The organism is Methylocella sp. (assembly GCA_037200525.1).
Taxonomy (GTDB): Bacteria; Pseudomonadota; Alphaproteobacteria; order Rhizobiales; family Beijerinckiaceae; genus Methylocapsa.
Genome location: JBBCGG010000001.1, coordinates 4,691,873 through 4,713,156 on the forward strand (window position 1 = coordinate 4,691,873; position 21,284 = coordinate 4,713,156).

Genomic DNA, 21,284 nt, shown 5'->3' on the forward strand with positions numbered 1-21,284 from the left:
TGGGCTTATGAGCCTGATGGAGGACTGCGCAATGCCGAGGAAAAGACACAAGGCGGAAGAGATCGTCGCGAAGCTACGGCAAGTCGAAGTGCTTAGCGCGCAAGGGCGACCGGTCGCGGAGGCGATCCGCTCGATAGGGGTGACGGAAGTTACATACTATCGATGGCGGTCGGAATACGGCGGCCTGAAGGGCGATCAGGTGAAGCGGCTGAAGGAGCTGGAGGCGGAGAATACGCGGCTCCGTCGAGCGGTGTCCGATTTGACGCTTGAGAAGCTGATCCTGAAAGAGGCTGCCTCGGGAAACTTCTGAGCTCCGCGCGTCGTCGCGCCTGCGTGGAGCATGTGATCGCCGAACATGGCGTTTCCGAGCGGTTCGCTTGCCGGGTTCTCGGTCAGCATCGCTCCACGCAGCGCAAGGTTCCGACCAAGCCCGATGACGAAGCGGCATTGATCGCCGACATCACGGCGCTCGCCATCCAGTACGGCCGCTATGGCTACCGCCGCATCACGGCGATGTTGTGGGAGCGAGGCTGGAAGGTCAACGTCAAACGGGTCGAGCGGATCTGGCGACGCGAGGGGCTGAAAGTTCCGGCCAGACAACCCAAGCGCGGGCGTCTCTGGCTCAATGACGGCTCGTGCGTCCGGCTGCGCCCGCAATGCCCCAACCACGTCTGGTCCTATGACTTCGTCGAGGACCGCACTCATGATGGCAGGAAATATCGCATGCTGAATATCATCGACGAATTTACCCGCGAATGCATCGCGATCAGGATTAACCGGCAGCTGAAGGCAGCGGACGTCATCGACGTTCTCTCGGACCTCTTCATCTTGCGAGGGGTTCCGGTCCACATTCGTTCCGACAACGGCCCGGAGTTCATCGCCAAGGCGTTGCGTGACTGGATTGCCGCCGTCGGCGCGAAGACCGCCTACATCATGCCGGGCAGTCCCTGGGAGAACGGCTATTGCGAGAGCTTCAACTCGAAGCTGCGCGACGAGCTTTTGAATGGTGAAATCTTCTACACTCTCAAGGAGGCGAAGGTCGTCATTGAGCGATGGCGACGCCACTACAACACCGTGCGCCCGCACTCATCGCTGGGCTACAAGCCGCCAGCCCCGGAGACCCTGCAATGGCCGGCTTCGCAATCCGGACCAGCTTCGCCCGCCACGCCAGCAATAGCGCCAGGGCCGACAATGCACTAACATTCAAACTGGATCACCCCATGGGGGCAGGCCAGGGGCATTGTCGGGTTCGCCGAGATCGTCGATTGCGTGAGCGAGTCGTCGTCGCCGTGGTTTGTTGGCCGTTACGGCTTTGTCCTGCGCAACGCTCGCTGGCGGCCCTTCCGTGCCTGTAAGGGCGCGCTGGGCCTCTTCGAGATACCAGATGAGATCGTGGCGGGCGCCGGTGCTGCGCTATGAGCCGCGCACACCAGCTATTTCGGCAATCCGACATTTCGCGTGCTATCGTCGCCGTCGAAAAGGCGGGAAAGTCAGTAACGCGCGTTGAAATCGACCATAACGGCTCGATTGTCGTCGATTGCAGTGATCCGATTGATGTGGTCGACCCCTCGGACGATCTTGACTTGACTGCGATCATGCGAGGCGAGGATGGGACGAAAAGGAAGCGCGTTCGTGGAAGTTGAGGGCGTCAAGCGCTATACCTCAAAGGGTATTGCCTATTGCTACGATAGAGCTAGCGGCACACGTATATTGGCCGCCTTCGGGACGACTGATTTTTTCACCGAGCTTGAAGCTGTCCGGAAAACGGAAGAACCCTCACGCATGCCGAAAGGCAGCCTAGGCGAGGTAATCCGCCTCTATAAAAAGGTCGGCGACTGGTCTTCTCTAAAGCCCAAGACGCAACTGTCCTACAATCGCGTCTTTGCGATTCTCGACCCTCTGCGGAGAGTTCGAATGTCGCAAATGACGCGGCCTCAAATCCTGAAAATGCGTGACGACGACTTTAAGCCGAAACACGGCCGCTGGATGGCAAACTATGCCGTGACGGTAATGGCGCTGCTATTTTCCTTCGCGCTCGATCGCGGCGAGGTCACGCATAATCCGCTCGAAAAGCGCGTCAAGCGCATCCGGAAGGCTGCATCAGATCCCGTCGCGAACCGCCCATGGGTGCCTGAAGAGTGCCGAATGGTCCTCGACGAAGCGCCGGCACAGTTGCTCGTGCCGCTCGCCCTGGCGATGTTCTCTGGCCTGCGCAAGGCCGACGTCCTGGCCGTAACGCTCGCGGACATAGAAAACGGCGAGATAACGATCCGCACATCAAAGCGCGGCGTGCCGGTCAAAATCCCGATGCACCCAAAATTGATCGAAGCAATAGAGCTGCGCCCGACGAAGCCAGCTGGCGGCCGGACCGCAGAGAAGTGGAAGCCTGCAATTCAGATCGCGATCACGTCGCGGGGCGCGCCATGGACCGAGACCGGCTTCAACGCGTCATGGAACAAGTTCAAGCTCAAGCTTGAGGCTGAAGCCAAGGTCAAGCCCGGCCTGACGATCCATGGCCTTCGCCACACTCTTGGAACAAGACTCAAAGAGGTTGGCGTCGATGATGGAACTATCGCCGATATTCTCGGTCAGAGGTCAACCAGCATGGCGCGGCACTATTCAGAATCGGCTGATTTGCCCGACGCGGCCAAGGCCGTTGTAGTCGGGTTGGACGTGACCAAAAAACGTGGTAAAAGCGGTTAGACAACGAAATAGAAAACCCAATGAAATCAACGATTAGTTTTTATCGTTAGACAGCGTAACACACTGTTTTATATGATTTCAGTCGTGACTGAAAATCGCAGTGTCGGTGGTTCGATTCCGCCCCTGGGCACCAATAAAATCAATGAGTTATCCCTGAATAGTTCTCTCTGGCGCATCCAGAAACCACCGTCGGGACAACGTATCGGACAACAGCGCCAATATTTCGTTATCCATCACTAATTCGTGAACAGCTGCCTCTACTGAGACCCCGCCGACACAGCCGTCGAGTGGCAGGTGTAAAACATCCCGGAAATTTTGATAGTGGAGCAAGAGGCGTTGCGACAATTGTGACGATTGACAATTGTGCTAACGTCACCGTCGCCGCAGTGAGGCCCCACTGTGGGCCACAGCCACAGTGGGGAACCGTGGCTATGGCTAAAGCTACGACTGCGCTGGTGGGGACCTTCGCGCGGTCTTAGTTAGCAGAGGTGTCCCCGATCAGGCTACCTGACGGCTACGACTCCGATTTCTTCTGACTTGAGACCAGGCTTTCGAGCCTGGCTCTTATTACGCCCTTGGTCGAGCCCTTAGCCGATCCGCCAAAAGCCCCAGAGCACTATAGCACGATAAGCGCGTCCTGTTTGTCGGGTCGCCGACGCATGCCCGCATTAAAAGGCGACAGTCGGGACAGTGGCGCAGGCGCAACAATAAGCGGACAGATCCCTGACATCCCGAGCGCTCGAAACGGTTGTGTTCGGCGGAACTGGAACTTTACCGAGAATTGTACATTTCAAATCTGCAGCATGACGCTGTTAAGGTGCAGCGCCCATGTTTTTCCCCTGGCACACAGCTACGATGCTTGCGATCGAATCGAATGGCGTGATTGGCCTGCGCCTCATTAAGCTGGCGAGTGGCGGCAGCGATGCGGGGGACGAGTTCGGTCTAATGCTTCGCGAAAAAATCGACGCCGCTGTTGAAGCCCGCGAGACGCTACTGTCCGGCGGGACCGTTGCTCTCGTCGTCGATAGATATCGGGAACATGTTGCGGCTAACTCAGTCCGCCTTCGGCCGGCTTAGGGACGGCGGCGGGTTCCACACACCAAAATCGTCATCTCCGGGCACGAGGTTGCGGTGCGACGGCACGGCTCTAGCTTGGCCGTAGCTGTTTGATCATTCGCCCCCTGCATACGATGCAACTTTTCCGATGCGCTCGAATTTAACCACTATTCATTAAAATAAAGCCGAATTGTTCCCACGCGGCAGCGAGGTAATATGATGAGTCGCGCGCTCTGCCAACTATTGGCGGCTGTCTTCATTGGCTACACGGGCTTTGGCGCTACGTTGAGCGCGTATGCTCAGCAACGGCCGCGCTCTGTCGTGAGTTCGAGTCACGACGGTGTTTATGCGGTCGCGATTTCCACCACGACGGGCTACTGCGACAAGGTCTATCATTGGACGATCACCGTGGCCCGAGGCCAAATCACCTCTCCGGCTGATGGCTTTATGCAGGCCTCGGGTGAGATCAGTCCGCGCGGCGGCGTGGCGCTGGCCTTTCGGCGTGATAATCAGATCGCCACCGTAACTGGACGTATCAAGGACAAAGTTGGCTCTGGCATTTGGTCGTCGCCGACACTGCAATGTGCTGGATCGTGGAGCGCTATTCGACAATCAGACACTCCGCTCAGAGCTCAACTACAGTAATAGCACCCCATTCGGAAGTGGTGATCTTCTTGCTTTGCGGATAGCAAACGGAAGAGTCAGCCAGTCGGCCTTAACCTTCGAACTGAGGCGCACAAAAAGTCGAGCTCACTGCGCAGAAAATAATCATCTAAAGGACTGTGCGCTTTGGGGAGCTGACCAGCCGCTCGCATCTCACTTTCGATCGAGATCCAGGAAGTGTGACGACCAGAGTTGGCGAGCTCTCTCGCTCGTCTTGTTATATGCTGGCGCTCGGCTGCGGTCGTCATCTCAAATCCTCCTGGGGTTGCACTAAGCGCAACGCAACCCCCGCGTGAAGGATGCATCTAAGCGGGGACTTTTTAATCCATTGCAGAGAAATGCTAAGTCCTGCGTCGATCATGCAAACAAGCTATCTTAAAATTTGGGAGATAGCGGTATCCGTTTATTTAACTGCTTCATCCGAGCCAGACACGCTGTCAAGGAAGCCGTCGATCAAGGATTTTAGCGTCTTTAAACTCGGTAGATCCATGAGCATCGTGATATAGCCGCGGATATTTCGATCGCTGATCATAAAATTAACGTAGAGAAAAAGAACTCCATCCTCCTGCGAGCTGTCGTCCGAAGGTTCAAACAACATGCCACCAGGGCGTCGGGTTATCTGGGGGAGAGCCATCGCCAACGGCCGCTGCAGCATATTAGCGATTGTTCCCAAGCAGGCGTTGAGTACAATGTTGCCGGTTTCGGAAAGGGCATCATCTTCGATTTCCGCAATTTCGTTGTCAGGAAAGTTGCCTCCTGCGACCGCTCGAACCAGCTCGAGGCTATTTGATTCAGGGAAGATTAGAGACGCATGCCCGCATAAGGCGCCTTCAAAACTTTGGCGAACAGCGACAAACTGACCTGTTTCTCGCTGTTGAAGGATCGTCGCTGCGGTGCGGCGGTCAACCAGTTCGATAGCGGGAACTGACAGAAGCACTTCCGAGCCAACGATCCTCCGCAGCCTCGAAGCTCCCCGACTGACCCCGATATTGACCAGCTCGGTCAAGGCATCGCGTTCTAGTTTATCGAATACAATGCCAAATTGAGTCACGTGGCCGAACTTTCCCCAACTCCAAGAAAGCTGGCGTCGTCTAAATTGATATCGCCTACAACCCGCCAGGCCAGCGCCGGTTCAATTTATTGCCGGCTGCCCGTCCTTTCGAGATCATCGGTGATCCGAGACGCCAGAGCCAATAAGCCCGTGACGACCCAAATCCGAATGCGCGCCCATAGCGTGCGGTGAAGCGGCTGGGTCATGTCAGGTCTCCACGTCGCGGGTGGCCTCAAAAAGCACGCCGACGTGATCCACGGTCCGCGTCTCTGGATCGTGCGACGCTAGATATTGAAGCCTGCTGAGCGCCTCGTGGGGCGTCGTGCACCGATAAGCGCATAACGCCATCAAGGCGTCCTGTTCGGCGTCATCGGCGCGATCATTGTCGAGATCTAGAGACTTGAGGCCGCTGCGTTCCCTCGCCGCGTCATCGTCGGCGAAGATTTTCTCAAGGATCCCCTTATTTTCCTCCTCGACGGCTTTAGCGAAATTTTTTCCTCGCTTCTGGAGCTTCGGAGATGCCCGACTCATAAGAATTTCGAACATCATACCGGAAAACTCAAGGCCGGCCGCCAACTCCTTCCTGCATTTCTCGATACCCATATCCAATGTTAATGGCACTGATTTGGCATGCCCCTTTACAGGTAAGGGCCCCTTCCAACGCATTGTTTGATAGACCGCCTCTGCTTCGCCCTTCCTCGCAATAATGATTTGGAGGGCAGCGTGAGCCACACGATGGCCTTCGATCAGCCGATTAAGTTCGTGCGAGACCGGCGTCTCTGCGCTGGCGCCCGTGGCGAGCGAAGCGCCGCCAGCGATTCCCATCCCCAGTTTTGCCAGCGCTGATCTTCGATTCAGATTTGGCAAGCCGGTATCGGCTGCCGGAACTGTGCTGTTCGGCATTGTGGTAATCCTGTGATACATTGACATTGACAGCACAAATGTGCATCACTTGTAACGACACGTCAAGAGTTATTCATTATGAAGAATCCCACGAAGTCCGATGACGATAAGGGACGCTCGCACACTGTGCGCCTTTCGGCAGATATCTCGGCCAAGGTTGAGGAAATCGCCAAAGCGCGGCTTTGGTCGTTTTCAAAGACACTTGCCGTGTTGGTCGAAAGGGCCATCGAGGCGAAAGTGTTGAAATGATCAATGACGAACTGCGGGCGCAATTCGAGCGAATTGGCGAGGAGCAAGTCCGACTCAATCTAAATAATCATCGATATAATGAGCGCGCGACGGCCATTGCGATTGAGTGGCTTGCTCCAAGAGAAGAAGAGTCTAGGCGCCGCATAAGCGCTTTGCAGGCAGAGCAAGTCGAGATCGCTCGTTCCGCTAAAGATGCGGCCTGGGTTTCGGCGCAGGCGGCCAAGGGCGCGAATCTAAGGTCGACAGTCGCGATAATCGTTGCATTGATCGCGCTGGGGGTTTCAGTTTTTGGGCTTCACCAAGGGTAATAGGGATGCGCGGCATAGAATTCACCGATGGCGCCTTTCGGGTCGGCGATTCTGTCAGGTTTCGTCTTGGCAAGGAGGCCCAGGGAATCACAAGTGGGGAGATCGGCGTAGTCTCAGACGTCGAAACATATCCGATCAGAACGGGGCCGGTTCCGATGATCAGGGTGCGGTTTGCCGGGCGTGAAACAGCCTGGGAGTCACCGGGCATGTTCGAGTTTGTATCCGGCTAGTCGGCGGTCGAGTATATCGCCGCGAGTAACGTATGTCCGACATTGACATGAAACCAAAGGATCGATTTGTGTGGAAGCGAACCGATTGGTCTTATGCCATTCTTTGAATAGGCCATACGAGGCAGTAACTCTCCCACGAAAATGAGGACGGTCATGAAACTGAGTGATGGCGAAAAACTAATCCTTGTTATGCTAAGCGATATTTACAAACACATGGGCATCAAGGGAGAGATTGACGCGGAGTTCGTCTCATCAGCAGTGAACACGGGAAATGCGTGGGGTCTAACTTGGAAGTACCCGGGCGTTTTCGAGCCCGAAGAACATGAGCGGGCTACGGTCAGTGAGGTTGTGGACATACTCGACATGTGGTCAAGCATTGAGACGGCTTACAGCGAACTCCTTGCCGACGAAAGGGCTCGCGTTGATCGTGTAAAATCTCCACTTTCAAAGACGCCCCGCTTTTTTGGGTTTGACGGCAATAATGAAAGCGAACATATCGGCGTAGCTAGCTTTCTAATTGACGATTTGGAGCGTTTTTCTTCTTTCAAGGGACGCGATCTGAATTCGCACTTTCCGGGATCTCTTGATATCCACAGGCGCATGCTGGCAGTGTTCAAGCCCATCCGGTCTACACTGGACCCCTTCGGCGCGGAGAAAATTATATCTGTTTTGGAAGCAAGTTGATCCGCTCGGATAGATCTACTGACCCACAGGACTCATATTGCGAACCAAGTCGCTTCCCACCTCACCAAGTCGCTTCCCACCTCCAGGTCACGATTTAGCGAAGCCCCTCCATCGCATCATAGCCCACCTCCGTGAGTCTAATCACAGGCGGCTCCTCTCTGATCCAACCTTGCTCGACGGCATAGTCCATGCCGGCTTTGTAGTTTTCCGGCCCGTATCCCAGTTTCAGAAAATCAGCATTCACCGCGCCAGCCATCACTACCTGGCCGGAACGGACGCTTCGCGAATAGAAGATCGACAAAATGATACGGGCGCTTTCGGTAGCCGTTAGTTCAGCAGCCATGATTTCCCCTTCGTTGTCGCCGGCGTAGCCACTAGCCCTTAGCGGCGCTGACATCAGCCGATCGCCAATCCTAGGCTCACGTTGCCAGGTCTATGCCCAAGCTCAGACTGTAACCCATACCATTCATTTGTAGTCATTTCGTCCGTTTCCGTAGTCAATCTGCCGCCGTAGCCGCCTATCATGGCGCACGCACAGCCAACTTATTGCGCCGTTCCCACTTTACCGGGATCGCCGGTGACAATTCTTAGGAAAGGCCGCCCGCATGCGTTACATACGGCTTTTAGGTACTATCGTCTTGTCCGCCGGAGCTGGCCTTCTTCTGGGGATCAATCTGGGGGCAACCGATACATCGGTCGAAGCTGCATTGCTTGGTCTGACTTTAGGCTTCGGCGGCGGTCTCGCCATAGTAGTGTTCTAAGGTAATGATGCGGGAATGATCGAGCGCGCAAGGACCCCGAAGTAAAGATCCTTCACTGGTTGGCCGCCGCCATCGCCGCAAACTGCGCGGACCCTTGCGGATTATTCGCATAGGCCTCGAAGATGCTGACTCATCCGCTTGTCGGGTCTCTTCATTTGCAACCCAAATTAAGTGAGTCCCATGCTTCGTCGAAACTTCCGCCGTCCGCGTCGATCGGCATAATCTTTTCGCCATTCGCGAAGTATTGCACTCGCCAATGATTCTTGGCATTGCGCGTGATGATGAAATGCTCGGGGCGGTCCACCGCATCGGACCTCAGAAACTCAATAAGAGCGGTTTCGCTTTCGGACAGTTTCATTTTTAATTCCTTTGTGTGAGGGTTGAGCGATTGCTTAGGGGCTGGGCGTCGTTGGCGGAGCGTTGCTGGGGTCGCCAGTTAGCTTTTGCGTCAAAGCATCAGGAGGGGCCGAGCCCGGCTTAGCGCCGATGCAGGTCATATCTTGATACCACTCGGCCCCGCGGGTATCGCCGGTACGGGTCATGTAGAGGACTTTATAAATCCCATCATTGGTGCCCAGACGGAGAACCTGATCATTTGCTTGGGCGCTGTTATGCAGCTGGCTTAGCTGGGCGCGCTGGATATCCTGGTCATTAATCTGAAGCAGAGTATTCACTTTGACGCGCGAATTAATCAGCGTCCGAACAATGATTCCGCCAGGGGTTTCAATCGGCATCCCGATCATGCCGGTCTTTGAATTGACGATAAACGCGGAACCCGGAAGAGGCGTATTCTCCGGAACCATTTGAAGCTGACCGTTTTGTATAGACCAGGTGCAGCCCTTGGACTGCGCTAGCGTCCGCAGCAGGTCCTTGGCGCCCGTAAACCACGAGACGGCCCTCGGATACTTGGGCGTATCGAACACGCCCTGCGGGATGTAGCCATGCGTGACCCCAAATGGGGCCATTGCCTTCAACGCTGTCTGGTAGTGGTCTAGCGGCGTGCTGCCCTTCGCCAACGTGATATTGACCACGCCAAAATTGTAAGTGCTATCGCCGTCCTTGGCGAAAATATCCACGTAGGTGTCCGTAGGACTCTCACGGCCAATGCGTGGTTGGGTTACCTCGCCTTTGAAAATAAGCCCGGCGCCTTCGTCTTCATACCCGGCATATAATTCGACGTGATCGCCCTTGAATATCTTTTGCGCCGTCTCTTTGTTCGGGTTGTAGATCCTGCATTCCAGGGTATTGGGGGCCTGAACCGTGTCCTGCTCGATGGAAAACTTGACGCGCAAATCGGACAAATCGAGGGTGCCGCTACTGCCGGTGACCGTCAGTTTCAAACTGCGAAGCCAAGCCATGTTACTCCGTCCCCTCTCTCGCAATCGAAACGGACGACGCCGACGCTGTAACGCGCCGACGCCGCCTCTGTCGCCGACCTGCGGTCCCAATCGGAGTAGGAACGGCCTCGGCTAGCCTATCTATCCGCACGCCGGCTTCCGCGTGGTGTGCCCGGGGATCATCCGGGCCGGAACTGAATTGGCGCCGCCGACGAGCGCCGCTTCTCTGACACCACTCGCCGGCGACTATCGCTGCCAGGTGCACCCACGGCGGCGAATCTGAATTTTGACTCATGGAAGACGCAGTTCTGCGCATGCGTCGACCCGTAGATTGGCGGCGAACGCGGCCCATGCAACCTTGCATTTTTCGGAACGATTTTGCGTCGCCGCCGAGAGCGGATGGGCGTTGTCGATGTAATTTGCGGGTCGGCGCGCCAGCTTGTCGGCCAGACCGCTTGGCGCTATGCCCCAGCTATACGCTAGCGCTCGGAGCTCCGTGCGAAGGCTGGCCGCAGCCAATTCGCAATCAAGCATGCGCGAAAGCAATGGTGATGCCTCTTCGTCAATTGCGGCTTGGACGGCTTGCTTCAATTCATCTTCCGCATCAGCTCGTTTCCGCTGGGCTTCGCCGAGCTTGACGGCGAGATGGGCAATCGTGGCCTCAAGGCTCTGAAATTGGTCATCCAGATCGCGGCGGCGACGGCTTGAACCCGTGAGGATCACAGCGGCCACACCGTGCTCAAAGTGGACGGCCCGAACGCGGGCCTCTGCGGTCTCTGCTTCCGAAGCCGCAGAGCGTTCCTCCGAAAGAAGAGCCAACCGTTCCTTGCCGCGTCCCAATGCAGCTTCCGCCGCTTCCAATGAAGCATTCGCGGTCTTCAGCGCCGTCTGCGCCTCGCGAAGGCGGTCACGGGCGGGATATGGCGACTCGGTATCGAGCTCATCGATGCAGTATCTCGCGTTGTCCATTATTTCACACCGTAAAATTTGGCGTTCATCTCGTTAATCGAGCGCATCTCTGATGTATTCCTGCCGATCGTATCCAGCGCCTTTTTTGCCGACTTGGTCATGGTCACGGCAGCGACGTTCGATTGCGCCACGCGTGGCTTGCGCTGCACGCTATCGCCGACGACGGACGTCGCCCGTTTGGTAATAGGGTCGACCGAGAACATGCTTTGTGGACCGCCTTCGCCGCCCTGCAACAGAACCCAAGCGATGAAATATTTCGTGCCGTTTTCCTCAACGATCTCGACGTCCCAGTTCTGCGTCCAGCTGCACAAAACAGCCCGTGTGGCGCCGTCCCCACGCGTGGGCATCGTCCCGCCGAGTTCGCCGGCATACTCAAGGCCGCTGTGTGACGCGCCGCGGAAGCCCCGCAGGATCTCAATTGCCGGGTCGCCGTCCTTTACATGTCGCATTCTGGCGCCGCAAAGCGGTTCTGGCTTGTCATGGGTCATTACGTTCTTAATCACTCTCGTTTTCATGCTGGTCTGCCTTTCAAAATCTATCCAATGAATGTGTGCTGCGCCCGCAAACGCGCCGCCCGCGCTTGCAAAGCCGCCCTGGTGTCTTCGTCGAGGTCCTCTCGTCCGGGCAGCGGAGAATCGCCGCCCAACGCCTTGTCGAATTTGCCCCATAGCTCGGACCAGTTGTCGTTGCCGACAATCCGGGCCATTAATCCCGCTACGGAGGCTGCAAGGTCATCATGTCCGCCAGGTGGGTGGCCGATGCTGTCCTTCGCGCCGACACGGGAGGCGCGGCGCTCCAGCCCGCACAGCTGAGCGGCGAGCCTGCGATGATCAAGCAATTGCACACGGCGACTGTTAAGGATCGGCAGGAAGCCACCGAAATAGTCGCTCGTCGTCATTTCGCTGTGGCGGTAGGTGACACCGTTCTTGCCGAACAGCTCCACAGTGAATCCGGCGCCGTAGCGATCACCCGTCACCTCATGAAGCTCATACGTCTTGAGAGCCTCGCAGAGCTCAATGACGACCTCTTCAGGACTGAATGGCGGTCTCTTCTCAAGCAGCAGGTCGAGGACGCCCACATTGTCTTCGACGTGGCCTATCGCCAATGTGAAGCTGTCTTGCCCGCCTCCCGACGGATCAACGTGAGCAACATATGATCTGCCCTTCGCGAACTCGATTTGGGCAACGCCCTTCACTGTGCAGGCGTCGACGATTTCCGGCGATACGTATGACTCTAGGTCATTTCTGAAGAGACCTCCCCATTCGCTTGCGGCAACCGAGGCGTCATCTTCGTAGGCCCTGTCGATAACCGACTGCTTGATCGTCGGGTTGAAAAGCTTCGTCGGGCCGTTGGCGACCAAGATTGCCGGGTTGCCGTTAGGACCGAAGTGTTTCTGGTAGGTGCGCCACATCTCACCCCGCCTGGCGTGCGGAGAGCCGATGCAGAACAGTTGGCCTCCGGTCGTGGCCAAGCTTGGCTTGACTGCGGCGAGGATCTCTTTATCGGGGTTGCGGCTGTCGTCCGACTGCCACATGCTTGCTTCCTCGGCGATAACCGCCACCGCGCTGAAACCGCGGATCGTTCGAAAGGATGCCGGCCGGATTTGGATATCCACGCGGTTCTTTAATGAAATCGTGTCCGCCGTGATGCTCCCAGCCATGGCTGCGAAGCGCGGTATGTCAGTGAAGATGCCCCGCGCGAAGTTCATCAGGGTTTGCGCTTGCTGCATCGAGGCCGCCAGGATCGGCAGCACCCCGCGCTCGCCAAGCCCCAGCGCGTCGCGGTGGTCGCAACACGCGGCGATATAAGCCGCAATGGCTGCCGTTCCGAGCGTCTTGCCTGACCTGCGCCCGGCGATGACGTGGCACTCCTCCACGGGCGCCGCTGGCGCTTCTAGGCGCTTCGTTACCTCGGTGTAGATGGCCAGTTCGCTCGCTGTGAGCTTTTCGCCCATGGCTGCGATAAGCAGGACCCGCATGACGGCGAAGGAGTCGCCCCCCAGAACCGTCCCAAGCCAGCCATTGTCTGTCAGCGCCTTGCGCGCAGTGATGAGCTTCTTCACTCGGACTGACCCGTCGGAGGCCTGGAGAAATATGTCGTCAGGAAGGCGTCGTCGCCCTTCAGGGGCTTAGCCACGCGCTGAAGGCCAAGGCCTTCCAAGATGCGCCTCAGGCCGCCAGCATGCCTATTGTAGGCATCGAGGTCTGCATCGTTGCCTAACGACAGCTGGCCCTCGATACGTTCCAGCTCGACCTCCAAGGTCGCGGCGCGCCTGCATAGGCTAGTCTGAGCCTCAGACAACGATTCTGGGCCGCCGAGGTCGTCGACATGAAGAGCGAGCAAATCCTTCCAGCGGCGATACCAGGGCGAGTTTCCATCGCCCTCGATGAAGGCGCGTGTTCCATTCGTCACCGCGGAACGCTTCCGCCTCGTGGCGTCGACGTTGCGGAGTGGATTGGTTTCAGACTGCATTGGCTGGCAAACGGTTTCCATTTGTTGTCCCTACGTTGTCCTCATTGTCGTTTATCCGACGACAACAAGCAAGACTATCAGCAGTACTCATTTGATATCACTGGTATTTGTCTTTGTTAAAACCCAATCGAACACGCGATATCTCGTCGGATGCTCTGCATTACGCAGCGTGGTTTTCCGCGCAGAAAAATCTTACAAAGGCGTGGCGATCGCCGGCTGACCCCAGGTTGGGTATAGCCAGCGTGTTTCTTATGGCCGAGGGGAACCTGTTGAGTAGCAAACAGTTCGCCAAGCGTAAGGAGATCCAAATGGAAACTATTCTGATTATTGTAGTCCTCGTAGTACTTCTCGGGGGCGGTGGACTGTATGGCCGCGGACGTTGGTTTTAGACCCGGCGCCTAACTCCAGATAAGATTGGTCCAAGCCGAGGCTTTACCGCTTCGGCTTTTTCGCAATTAAGCCCCTTACACGGTATAATCGTGACAAATGGCTGGCCCCCTTTTTGCGGTCCTGAGGTTCTCAAGAGGCTTGCCGATAGGGCACATTGCCCTGGAGTTGGAGCAACCCGCCGTTCCAACGGCGTGGGGGTGTTCCAACGCCATGGGGGTTATAGGGGGTGGAACACACACCCCCGTTGGAAGCGTTGGAAGGGCGTTGGAAGCGTTGGAATGTTGCGCTGGAAGGATCATTGAGAGCCTACAATCACGAGCTTGGAGCGCAAGCGAGACGCAGGCCCGACCGGCTCAACTTTGATGGCCCCTTTTTCGAGCAGGCGCTTCATTGCTGCCGCAAAGGCAGCTCTTCCGATGCTTTGGCTGCCCGGCTCATCCTCAAATATCTTCGGTGCGAAGTTCACGCCCGGATTAGGCCCGACATTTCTGCCTTGCGTGGTGAGTTTTGCCAGCAGCATAAGGAAAGCATCCTCGACTATGGCCTCCGCCGCGAGCTTATCGACGCCTGTCGCGGCTGTGCTGACGACAAAGACACCATTTTTCCACTCGACTTCGATGGTTTCGGCGAGGCCGGAATAGTTGCTTTTCTTGGCCGTCAACGTTCGCAGATTGGGATTCGGCTCGCTTCCGTCCGATGCCTTCCCTGTTTGAAAATAGAGACGACTGCGGACCGAATTGCTCCAGCCGGTAGATCCGGACATGCCGGTGCCGGTCGCCATGCCGGTGAGGCTTGGGTGGGCGAGGACGAGGATTGTGCAGCGGTGGTCTACGGCGATCTGTTTCAGGAGAGCAATGAAGTGTCGGGCATGGGCGCGATCATTCTCGTCGCCGGAGAACGCGTCGGCGAGTGTATCGATCACGATCAGCTTAGGCGTCCAAGCCTCTATCTGGCGCTTCAACTCACGAAATAATTCCGTTCCCTCGATTTTGCCGAAGCGGCCTTTGTCGCCGAGAATGGCATCCTGTCCGACATTGTCTCGGATTCTAATGTCGGCGAGATCGAGATAAGTGGCATTGTGAAAGACTCGGATGGCCTCAAGGCGGCGATGCATCTCGTCGGCGTCGTCTTCAGCCGAGAAGTACAGGGTGCGTCCGGGCTCCGGCATGGTGCCGATCCATTCACGGGCGAGGGACATCCCTGCACAAAGCTGCAGCGCCAGAAGCGATTTTCCAGTGGCGCCGTCGCCCGTCAAAAGAGTGACGGTATATGCTGGAACAAGACTGGGAACGATCCATTCACGCTGCGGTATCAGTTGGCCTTCCCAATCCGCGGGATTGAGCAACCAGTGTTCCTTTGGCGTTTGTGGCAGGTCACGGGAAGAGTCGCGCCGCGTGCGACTCTTCGCAGCGACAAGGGCCTCACCGTAATCCATCAGCGAATCGAAGTAGGGATCGTGGGTCGGCTCGCTCATTGCGCCCACCCCTTTTCGTTCTCCGTCCATACAGCAATGCGGATGCCGTCTCCGTGTCGGCTGCGGACGAGCTTGGCCCATTCATTCACACGCGACTGCCTAGTAGAAATGACGACCGAATGCAGGCGCAGTTCTTTCGCAACCCTCACGGCATCGCAGTACGCCTGCGGGCATTTACAAGCGATGATCGTGACCAATGCGGCTATGTCGAGGAGCTTGGCCAAAGAGTCTGCGTCGAATCCGGCCGGCCCTGCGTGGTCGTCATCGGCATCAAATATTTTGACAACCGTCGGCTTTACGAGAGACGCCGGCATAAAGGGTTGGCCGCTCAACCAATCCTGCAGAACGGGTATGTATCCGCACTGATGATCGCGGACTGCGGCAAGAATCGAGTGACTCGTCTTGCTGCCCTTCGCGAGCATTTTGGCGGCGGTAGCCTCTGAGCAGGTAGGAAGGCGTACGGTCATTCGGCGCCTCCATTTCGGAGTTCGCCGATACGCTGACTTACGAGCGTCGCCGAGGTCACGTGCGCGGACAAGAACTTCAGCTGGCGCGCAACGCCGGCAATGTCATTGATGTTGCAAAACGTCTTTATCAGCGTCACCTGATGGTCGACGTGGTTCATCCGCTCGAAAATGCGATCAAGCAGAGTATCGACATCATCGATGCTGTTCGCATCAACAGGCGGCGAAGTTTCGTTGCCAGCGACACTCATGCGTCACCGCCTAGCTCGGCGGTGTAACGGCACGAAGCGAAGAAAACAGTTTGGACTTCTGCGAGTGGAAGTGCTATAACTCGGTAGTCAATCGCCTGGCAGCAAGAGACATTTCCGAGCCCCGCCGCGACGCCATCGCGCGCGGGGTTCGCTGTTTCAAAAGCCATCGATCTATACCGCCTCCGCCATCGAGGAGCGGGCGTCGGTTTTACGGGCGGTCGGGCGGCTTTCAATCCATTGGTCGACCTCTTCCTCGGTCCAGGCGCGTGAATTGGGCGTCACGAGTCTGCCAGGCGGAAATCCTTGAAGGTCAATCATGCGCTTGAGCGTCATGCGCGAATTGACGACACCTTTCGCGACTAAATCAGTGTAGCGTATCAACTTCATCTCTAGCCTCATCCTGTGCGCGCGCCGAATATCAGCTGCGCTCGTGAGCAAGAGATGCGCTCGTTTTTACCCCCGAAAAAGAGACCTGAAATTACCCCGATATTTTATTTTCGGGGGAATTTTCCTTTCCACTTATTGTGATCGTTGCGTATTCTGTTTTCGATCGTTTTAGCCGTGGTTCCAGACAGGTTTTTGTGGCTCGAAGCGAACCAGCTTTGTAAATATTCCGCTTCTTCGACGACCGAGAGGAACGCCTGATTTGCTTCACAGCGGCGATCATGTTCCGCAAAAACTAGATGCATTGATGACGGTCGCCCCGGAGCGCCGGTTCCCTTTCTTGGCGACTGAGGATCCAGAAATTCTCGCAAAGAATCTGGAACAAAAGTTCGCGTGTTCGGGTTCGCGATCAGCCACTCGACTTCTTCGCGCCAAGACTTTTGAGGCTGCGGCGTTAATTCACCAAGAATCGTGCTTTTGACCCGCGTGAATTGATCCTGGTTCGTCGCGCAATGTGCAGCCATGAGATCTGCGAGCTCTGCTCGCGATTGCGCGCCGAACAGCCACGCATCCCAGTAGTCTGGTCCGAGAGGATTGCCGTATGCTTTCTCAAATATTTCCGCTTCCGAACACCAAGGAAGAGGCTCGGCGGCGAACGGGTCAGACGGAGCAAACGATTCCTTTATTAGACCTTTAACGGAGAACCTTTTTCCCGGTTCACCGAACGACCGTGCGGCGCCGGCCCTCCCTAGAATTTTGTCGCGTATGCTGCGGTCGTCGCGTTCTGTCACACTGCTAGTCATGCTTTCCCTCGCGGATTCAGCGTCACAACATTGGTCGCTTCTTTTGGGTCTATGATCGCAGCCAAGCGCTCGCTCCACAGCTCCAGGGCGCGGCGTTTCTCATGGTCGTACCGGTGGCGATCATAAACGCCAGTGACGCCACCCTCAGCATGGTTCAAAATCTTCGAAATCACGATCCGGTCGGCTCCCAGCTTCGCTAGATATGTAGCGCAGGTCCGCCGCAGATCGTGTAGATGCCACTCGCCGATCACGGGGGCAGCGCCTGGCTCGGCTCCTGCCGCGACCTTCTCAAGAGCGAGCTGGTCCAGCCTGCTCTTGGATTTGCCCCAACCGCTTATCGGCCCAGCTTTGGTCTTGGTCCCTTTCTGCGGCGCCAGACGTCGGCCAGTCGAGAAAACGAAGTCCCCAAGTTTGGGGCAACCGTCGATAATCGCCAACGCCAGCTCCGACAACGGCACTTCATGGGCGCGATCGGCTTTGGTGCGATCTCTCCCCAGAGTCCAAAGCCTTTGTTTGCGATCGATCTCGGTCCAAGTCATCCCGCCGACTTCAGCACGGCGTTGGCCGGTCAAAAGCATCAACTTAAATGCGCGCCCAAAAACACTTAGCTCGCCGCACGCCTGCCAAATTGCCCGAATCTCAACCTCTGTTAAAACGCGGTCCCGCTTATTCTCTTTGGAGGGCTTCTTGATCGCCGCGGCTGGCGACGCTTCAATCAACTCTTCATCGACGGCCCAGCTAAAGAATTTCTTGAGATATGCGAGCACCCGATTGGCTCCTATAGGAGCATCCTTCCGAAGAGAGCGGATCAGCTCATTCACGTCGGCCCGCTTGATCTCGGAAATCGGGCGCTCCGCCCACAGCGGATAGGCGTGCTTCCGCACGGCCTTCTTCACAACATCGCCAGTCCTTAGGGTCGACAGGTGGTCTTCGGCAAAAGCGTCGAAGGCAGAAGCAAACGTGTCCGCCCGTCGGCGTGCCTCTTGGCGCAGACGATCTGCCTCTTTGACCTTGGGATCGATCCCTTGCCGAATGTCCTCGCGCCATTCACGGGCGATCCCTCTGGCTTTGGCAAGAGACATGGCGGGATAGTCACCGATCCGGCGGGGCGTTGGATTAGGGCTCCCGGGGAAGCGGGTGACGAGGACGAAGGCTCCCCTGCTCTCTTCACTGCTTCGGTCCGTTACCCGGATGCCGAACCCAGGGATTTGGGCGTCATAGACGATCACGCGCTTGCCCGTTTCGGCTGGCTTGATCGCTCTTAAAAAACGGTCGGTGAAATCCCGTTTCGCCACCATCGCAGAACCTCTGATTGTTTGTCTCGTGATCCTAGCGGACAACAACGGGACAACATAAATCGTTGGCAATCACTGATATTGCCTGAGATCACATGATAGTGTGTTTTTCAAAAACTGCAATGAATCCGGTGGCTTATAAACAGCTAACGAAATCTGCCGATACCGCGTGAGACAACATGATTTGCGACTGAAAATCGCAGTGTCGGTGGTTCGATTCCGCCCCTGGGCACCAACCAACTTCCTATCCTATTGAAGTTCCTTCCACTTTTTTGAGTGGGACACTCCTAATGGGATCGAGTGGGACAATTTTGTTTCCGGTTAGTTTCGCCATGCCGCTCTTGGCCAACACCTTTTGACTTGCTGCTTTTGTGTAGCGAATCACTTCGCGCGATGTCTGATGCCCTGTGACGGCGCGAATCTCGCTTTCCGACGCTCCGGCTTCCGCCAGCCGCGTCGCGGCGGCTTTGCGAAGGCCATGCGCTGAGCAATGCGGCGGCAGCCCAGCGTCATCGCACCATTTACGGAAGCGGTTGCCGAAGCCGTTGGCTGTGAAGGGCTGGCCAAATTCCGTCACCAAAAACGTAAACGTGCCGGATGGTGTCGCTTCGATAATGCGGAGGAGTTCGGGAAGAATCGGTATAGCCAACGTGATCGGGTTGCGCGCCCGATTTTTCTGCTGAGTGAAATGAAGCCATTCGCCTCGCAACTGCTGCCGTCCGAAAAGCACGATGTCGGATCGGCGTTGCCCCGTGTAGAGCAGCAACCCGAGGGCCAGCCTGGCCTTCGAGCCTAGTGGATGGCAAGCCTCGAAGCATGCAATTTCCTCTTCCGACCATGAATGAAAGCCGTCGGAATTACCCTTCAGATATTTGACGTCCTTCGCGGGGTTTTTGGTGGCGTGCCGGTATTCGATCGCGAAGGCGTAAAGCTGGCGCAGCGCTTTGATGAGCGAGTTCGCCGCTTCCGGCCGATCCGCCTTGGCGTCGCGCCATTTGAGGATGCTGAGCGGCGTCAGCTTGTTGTAGGGCAATGGTCCCGCGGCGCTCTTGCACAGTCCATCGAGAATCAGGCGACGCACATGCTGCGTGCGAGGATCCAGGCGACGGAAGTCTGCGGAATGGTAGTAGTTCAGGCACAGCCATGCCAACGATCCGCGTTCAGCCGGCATGGACTTGCTCGGCGATTCGCCAGCCCGAGTCTTAGCAAGCGCGGAAGCATAAGCTGATTGAAATTCTTCCGATCCCGGAAGTCCATGCAGTCTGATTTTGGGAAAGCCCAGCCTACGGAAATAGATGCGGACATTGCCGTGACGGTCGACGTCTTCAACGACATATTTGAGCCGAAGGTTGACCATGGCGCGTCCTTACAACGTGACGGATTCAAAAGGATCACGGTCTTCATAGTCATCTGATGGCAGCGCCTCGAAAGCTTCATCCAACCGCCTAACGTCCCAAACCGTGCGAGAGTTTATGCGTTTAGCGGGTGGCATTCGGCCGTCCTTCACCAGTTGGTCGAACGTTGTGGGAGAAATGCCGATATAGGTAGCTGCGTCGACCCGTGACAAACCGCGGGGCTGTATAGGCGCTTTGAGGTGGTAGCTTACCGTAGAACTGCGATCGCCCATGTTCAGCTTGCAATCAAATTGCCGAGCACACGGAGCGTCCGGTACGATATTTCGCGCTGCAGTCCTAAGTCGGACGTCGCCCCTTCGTATTGTTCGGGTGCGAGCTCCCTGTCAGCGTAGTAATGTAAACTGGATATATCGCTCGGGTCGCCATCTCCTACGCTATCCACCGAAATTGCACCCCATGGACCGGGGATTCGAACTTCCACACCGAATAAATAATCATCTTCCGTAAGCTTATCATCGCGATCGGATATTAGGAACAATTCCCCGTGGCTCGCTCCTTGAATGAGCGCAGCAAGAGCTTCGCGGAATGTGTGCTTTTTCGGAAGTGCGGCCAAAGATAAAAGGCCGAATCGTCTAAATTTTCCTGGCTCCGAATAATCATCAGTTCGGAGCGAGCTAAATGTTTCGCACGTCAGTTTTGCCGCTTTAATCGATGGTCCCGAGATCGGCGAGCCAAGTACGGCAATCAAGAGGTTTGCCGCATCGGTTGCGGTCACCTTTGCTGCGCTTGTGCCGCGCCCGCTGACGGTGCGCAGCCCGGCTTCCGCCAGTAGCCGATCGTACTGGGCGACCGTTTTCGCAGGGATACCCAGCACATCCGCCATCGCTTGCACTAACTGTCCCGGTGTTGCCATTGTAGTCCTCGCCATCCGTGTAGCACGCGAATGGAGCGCCGTCCATACCATTTGATTTTTACGCAGATGGAATCCCGGAGGTCGATTATTATATGATTGGCGCTTTCGGCGCGGCAGCGGCGGAATTGAGGCGTTCATCCCCATCCCTTGATCGGAGCGGCAGTTTGATCTGCAAACCGCGCAAATGGATCGAAGCTACAGAGCCTTCGACCATGTGCCCCTCGCGCATGGACTTCGCCCATTTCCGTTCAAACGCGGCTCATCAAAAGTCTACTTATGAAGAAGAAAACGTCTTCGGGCATCGAGGCGGCGCCACCTTGTCCAAGATCGTGCGGCACTGTAGTCGCGGCCTTCTCTCAGCATGCGGCGGTTTTGCCGGCGAATGGGCCGGGCCGAGATTCCTGACGGACGGGCGGAGGACGTCGACTTGGGTCTCGCGCCGTCATCATCCGCCCCTCAACCGCTCGAAAAAGTCCTTGCCAATTCTCTTGTGCTCAACGGTGTCGCGGACAGGTCGGACAGAACAAGCAAGCCGCCATCACGATCTTACGCTTCGCTGGATGCGGAAG

The 21,284-nt window shown here is 56.6% G+C and carries 24 protein-coding genes; 7 read left to right on the top strand and 17 right to left on the bottom strand.

What is annotated here, in order from left to right; translation table 11 throughout:
• Positions 1-31: 31 nt before the first annotated feature.
• The 4 genes from WDN46_23135 (at position 32) to WDN46_23150 (ending at position 4,404) form a co-directional block, all read left to right on the top strand.
• A protein-coding gene (locus tag WDN46_23135; GenBank protein ID MEJ0096201.1) for an IS3 family transposase occupies positions 32-1,200 on the top strand; the annotation gives its coding sequence in 2 pieces (ribosomal slippage) (positions 32-296 and positions 296-1,200; 1,170 coding nt in all).
• A 432-nt stretch (positions 1,201-1,632) separates the two neighbouring features.
• A complete protein-coding gene (locus WDN46_23140; GenBank protein MEJ0096202.1) occupies positions 1,633-2,703 on the top strand; it encodes a tyrosine-type recombinase/integrase in 1,071 nt (356 codons plus the stop codon).
• Positions 2,704-3,531: 828 nt separating this feature from the next.
• A complete protein-coding gene (locus tag WDN46_23145) occupies positions 3,532-3,780 on the top strand; it encodes a hypothetical protein (GenBank protein ID MEJ0096203.1) in 249 nt (82 codons plus the stop codon).
• A gap of 195 nt (positions 3,781-3,975) precedes the next feature.
• Positions 3,976-4,404, top strand: a complete 429-nt coding sequence (locus WDN46_23150) for a hypothetical protein (GenBank protein MEJ0096204.1) — start codon at positions 3,976-3,978, stop codon at positions 4,402-4,404.
• A gap of 421 nt (positions 4,405-4,825) precedes the next feature.
• Here WDN46_23150 and WDN46_23155 read toward each other — a convergent pair whose 3' ends face one another.
• Together WDN46_23155 and WDN46_23160 are read right to left on the bottom strand one after the other, a co-directional pair.
• The gene (locus tag WDN46_23155; protein MEJ0096205.1) at positions 4,826-5,428 is read right to left on the bottom strand and encodes a chemotaxis protein CheX; all 603 of its coding nucleotides are present in this window, start codon (positions 5,426-5,428) and stop codon (positions 4,826-4,828) included.
• A gap of 252 nt (positions 5,429-5,680) precedes the next feature.
• Positions 5,681-6,004 (bottom strand): hypothetical protein, encoded by a 324-nt coding sequence (locus WDN46_23160; protein MEJ0096206.1) that lies wholly within the window; start codon positions 6,002-6,004, stop codon positions 5,681-5,683.
• Between the two features lie 450 nt (positions 6,005-6,454).
• Between WDN46_23160 and WDN46_23165 the strand changes: the two genes are divergently transcribed.
• Both WDN46_23165 and WDN46_23170 read left to right on the top strand, forming a co-directional pair.
• Positions 6,455-6,625, top strand: a complete 171-nt coding sequence (locus WDN46_23165) for a hypothetical protein (protein ID MEJ0096207.1) — start codon at positions 6,455-6,457, stop codon at positions 6,623-6,625.
• Positions 6,626-7,316: 691 nt separating this feature from the next.
• A complete protein-coding gene (locus WDN46_23170) occupies positions 7,317-7,847 on the top strand; it encodes a YfbU family protein (GenBank protein ID MEJ0096208.1) in 531 nt (176 codons plus the stop codon).
• 94 nt (positions 7,848-7,941) lie between these two features.
• Here WDN46_23170 and WDN46_23175 read toward each other — a convergent pair whose 3' ends face one another.
• Complete coding sequence (locus WDN46_23175) at positions 7,942-8,244, bottom strand: hypothetical protein (protein MEJ0096209.1); 303 nt, start codon at positions 8,242-8,244, stop codon at positions 7,942-7,944.
• A gap of 208 nt (positions 8,245-8,452) precedes the next feature.
• On the opposite strand from WDN46_23175, the gene WDN46_23180 reads away from it, so the two are divergent.
• A complete protein-coding gene (locus tag WDN46_23180) occupies positions 8,453-8,608 on the top strand; it encodes a hypothetical protein (protein ID MEJ0096210.1) in 156 nt (51 codons plus the stop codon).
• A gap of 151 nt (positions 8,609-8,759) precedes the next feature.
• Here the strand turns inward: WDN46_23180 and WDN46_23185 are convergent, their stop codons facing one another.
• The 14 genes from WDN46_23185 to WDN46_23250 all read right to left on the bottom strand — a co-directional run bounded on the left by WDN46_23185 (position 8,760) and on the right by WDN46_23250 (position 20,685).
• On the bottom strand, positions 8,760-8,966 hold the full coding sequence (locus WDN46_23185; protein ID MEJ0096211.1) for a hypothetical protein: 207 nt from the start codon (positions 8,964-8,966) through the stop codon (positions 8,760-8,762).
• 34 nt (positions 8,967-9,000) lie between these two features.
• Positions 9,001-9,966, bottom strand: a complete 966-nt coding sequence (locus WDN46_23190; GenBank protein MEJ0096212.1) for a hypothetical protein — start codon at positions 9,964-9,966, stop codon at positions 9,001-9,003.
• A 270-nt stretch (positions 9,967-10,236) separates the two neighbouring features.
• On the bottom strand, positions 10,237-10,914 hold the full coding sequence (locus WDN46_23195; GenBank protein MEJ0096213.1) for a hypothetical protein: 678 nt from the start codon (positions 10,912-10,914) through the stop codon (positions 10,237-10,239).
• Entirely contained in the window at positions 10,914-11,402 is a 489-nt protein-coding gene (locus WDN46_23200) for a hypothetical protein (GenBank protein ID MEJ0096214.1), read from the bottom strand. Before WDN46_23200 ends, WDN46_23195 begins: the two co-directional genes overlap by 1 nt.
• A 47-nt stretch (positions 11,403-11,449) precedes the next feature.
• Complete coding sequence (locus tag WDN46_23205; GenBank protein ID MEJ0096215.1) at positions 11,450-12,976, bottom strand: hypothetical protein; 1,527 nt, start codon at positions 12,974-12,976, stop codon at positions 11,450-11,452.
• Positions 12,973-13,407, bottom strand: coding sequence for a hypothetical protein (locus WDN46_23210; protein MEJ0096216.1), 435 nt, complete (start codon positions 13,405-13,407; stop codon positions 12,973-12,975). Before WDN46_23210 ends, WDN46_23205 begins: the two co-directional genes overlap by 4 nt.
• A 664-nt stretch (positions 13,408-14,071) precedes the next feature.
• Complete coding sequence (locus WDN46_23215) at positions 14,072-15,250, bottom strand: AAA family ATPase (protein ID MEJ0096217.1); 1,179 nt, start codon at positions 15,248-15,250, stop codon at positions 14,072-14,074.
• The gene (locus WDN46_23220) at positions 15,247-15,717 is read right to left on the bottom strand and encodes a hypothetical protein (GenBank protein ID MEJ0096218.1); all 471 of its coding nucleotides are present in this window, start codon (positions 15,715-15,717) and stop codon (positions 15,247-15,249) included. The genes WDN46_23215 and WDN46_23220 overlap by 4 nt, the downstream gene beginning before the upstream one ends.
• Positions 15,714-15,965 carry a hypothetical protein gene (locus tag WDN46_23225; protein MEJ0096219.1) on the bottom strand — a complete coding sequence of 84 codons (252 nt, stop codon included), beginning with the start codon at positions 15,963-15,965 and terminating at the stop codon, positions 15,714-15,716. The genes WDN46_23220 and WDN46_23225 overlap by 4 nt, the downstream gene beginning before the upstream one ends.
• Before the next feature lie 171 nt (positions 15,966-16,136).
• Positions 16,137-16,364, bottom strand: a complete 228-nt coding sequence (locus WDN46_23230; GenBank protein MEJ0096220.1) for an AlpA family phage regulatory protein — start codon at positions 16,362-16,364, stop codon at positions 16,137-16,139.
• Positions 16,365-16,456: 92 nt separating this feature from the next.
• Complete coding sequence (locus WDN46_23235; GenBank protein MEJ0096221.1) at positions 16,457-17,152, bottom strand: hypothetical protein; 696 nt, start codon at positions 17,150-17,152, stop codon at positions 16,457-16,459.
• Positions 17,149-18,450 (bottom strand): tyrosine-type recombinase/integrase, encoded by a 1,302-nt coding sequence (locus WDN46_23240; protein ID MEJ0096222.1) that lies wholly within the window; start codon positions 18,448-18,450, stop codon positions 17,149-17,151. The genes WDN46_23235 and WDN46_23240 overlap by 4 nt, the downstream gene beginning before the upstream one ends.
• 241 nt (positions 18,451-18,691) lie before the next feature.
• Positions 18,692-19,804, bottom strand: coding sequence for a tyrosine-type recombinase/integrase (locus WDN46_23245; protein ID MEJ0096223.1), 1,113 nt, complete (start codon positions 19,802-19,804; stop codon positions 18,692-18,694).
• 272 nt (positions 19,805-20,076) lie between these two features.
• Positions 20,077-20,685, bottom strand: coding sequence for a hypothetical protein (locus WDN46_23250; GenBank protein ID MEJ0096224.1), 609 nt, complete (start codon positions 20,683-20,685; stop codon positions 20,077-20,079).
• Positions 20,686-21,284 lie beyond the last annotated feature (599 nt).

Coding starts and splice junctions, on each gene's coding strand:
- WDN46_23225 (MEJ0096219.1), bottom strand. CDS start 15,965: ATGAGTGTCGCTGGCAACGAAACTTCGCCGCCTGTTGATGCGAACAGC.
- WDN46_23215 (MEJ0096217.1), bottom strand. CDS start 15,250: ATGAGCGAGCCGACCCACGATCCCTACTTCGATTCGCTGATGGATTAC.
- WDN46_23145 (MEJ0096203.1), top strand. CDS start 3,532: ATGTTTTTCCCCTGGCACACAGCTACGATGCTTGCGATCGAATCGAAT.
- WDN46_23160 (MEJ0096206.1), bottom strand. CDS start 6,004: ATGAGTCGGGCATCTCCGAAGCTCCAGAAGCGAGGAAAAAATTTCGCT.
- WDN46_23170 (MEJ0096208.1), top strand. CDS start 7,317: ATGAAACTGAGTGATGGCGAAAAACTAATCCTTGTTATGCTAAGCGAT.
- WDN46_23230 (MEJ0096220.1), bottom strand. CDS start 16,364: ATGAGGCTAGAGATGAAGTTGATACGCTACACTGATTTAGTCGCGAAA.
- WDN46_23235 (MEJ0096221.1), bottom strand. CDS start 17,152: ATGACTAGCAGTGTGACAGAACGCGACGACCGCAGCATACGCGACAAA.
- WDN46_23190 (MEJ0096212.1), bottom strand. CDS start 9,966: ATGGCTTGGCTTCGCAGTTTGAAACTGACGGTCACCGGCAGTAGCGGC.
- WDN46_23210 (MEJ0096216.1), bottom strand. CDS start 13,407: ATGGAAACCGTTTGCCAGCCAATGCAGTCTGAAACCAATCCACTCCGC.
- WDN46_23150 (MEJ0096204.1), top strand. CDS start 3,976: ATGATGAGTCGCGCGCTCTGCCAACTATTGGCGGCTGTCTTCATTGGC.
- WDN46_23180 (MEJ0096210.1), top strand. CDS start 8,453: ATGCGTTACATACGGCTTTTAGGTACTATCGTCTTGTCCGCCGGAGCT.
- WDN46_23185 (MEJ0096211.1), bottom strand. CDS start 8,966: ATGAAACTGTCCGAAAGCGAAACCGCTCTTATTGAGTTTCTGAGGTCC.
- WDN46_23250 (MEJ0096224.1), bottom strand. CDS start 20,685: ATGGCGGATGTGCTGGGTATCCCTGCGAAAACGGTCGCCCAGTACGAT.
- WDN46_23195 (MEJ0096213.1), bottom strand. CDS start 10,914: ATGGACAACGCGAGATACTGCATCGATGAGCTCGATACCGAGTCGCCA.
- WDN46_23175 (MEJ0096209.1), bottom strand. CDS start 8,244: ATGTCAGCGCCGCTAAGGGCTAGTGGCTACGCCGGCGACAACGAAGGG.
- WDN46_23245 (MEJ0096223.1), bottom strand. CDS start 19,804: ATGGTCAACCTTCGGCTCAAATATGTCGTTGAAGACGTCGACCGTCAC.
- WDN46_23220 (MEJ0096218.1), bottom strand. CDS start 15,717: ATGACCGTACGCCTTCCTACCTGCTCAGAGGCTACCGCCGCCAAAATG.
- WDN46_23200 (MEJ0096214.1), bottom strand. CDS start 11,402: ATGACCCATGACAAGCCAGAACCGCTTTGCGGCGCCAGAATGCGACAT.
- WDN46_23240 (MEJ0096222.1), bottom strand. CDS start 18,450: ATGGTGGCGAAACGGGATTTCACCGACCGTTTTTTAAGAGCGATCAAG.
- WDN46_23165 (MEJ0096207.1), top strand. CDS start 6,455: ATGAAGAATCCCACGAAGTCCGATGACGATAAGGGACGCTCGCACACT.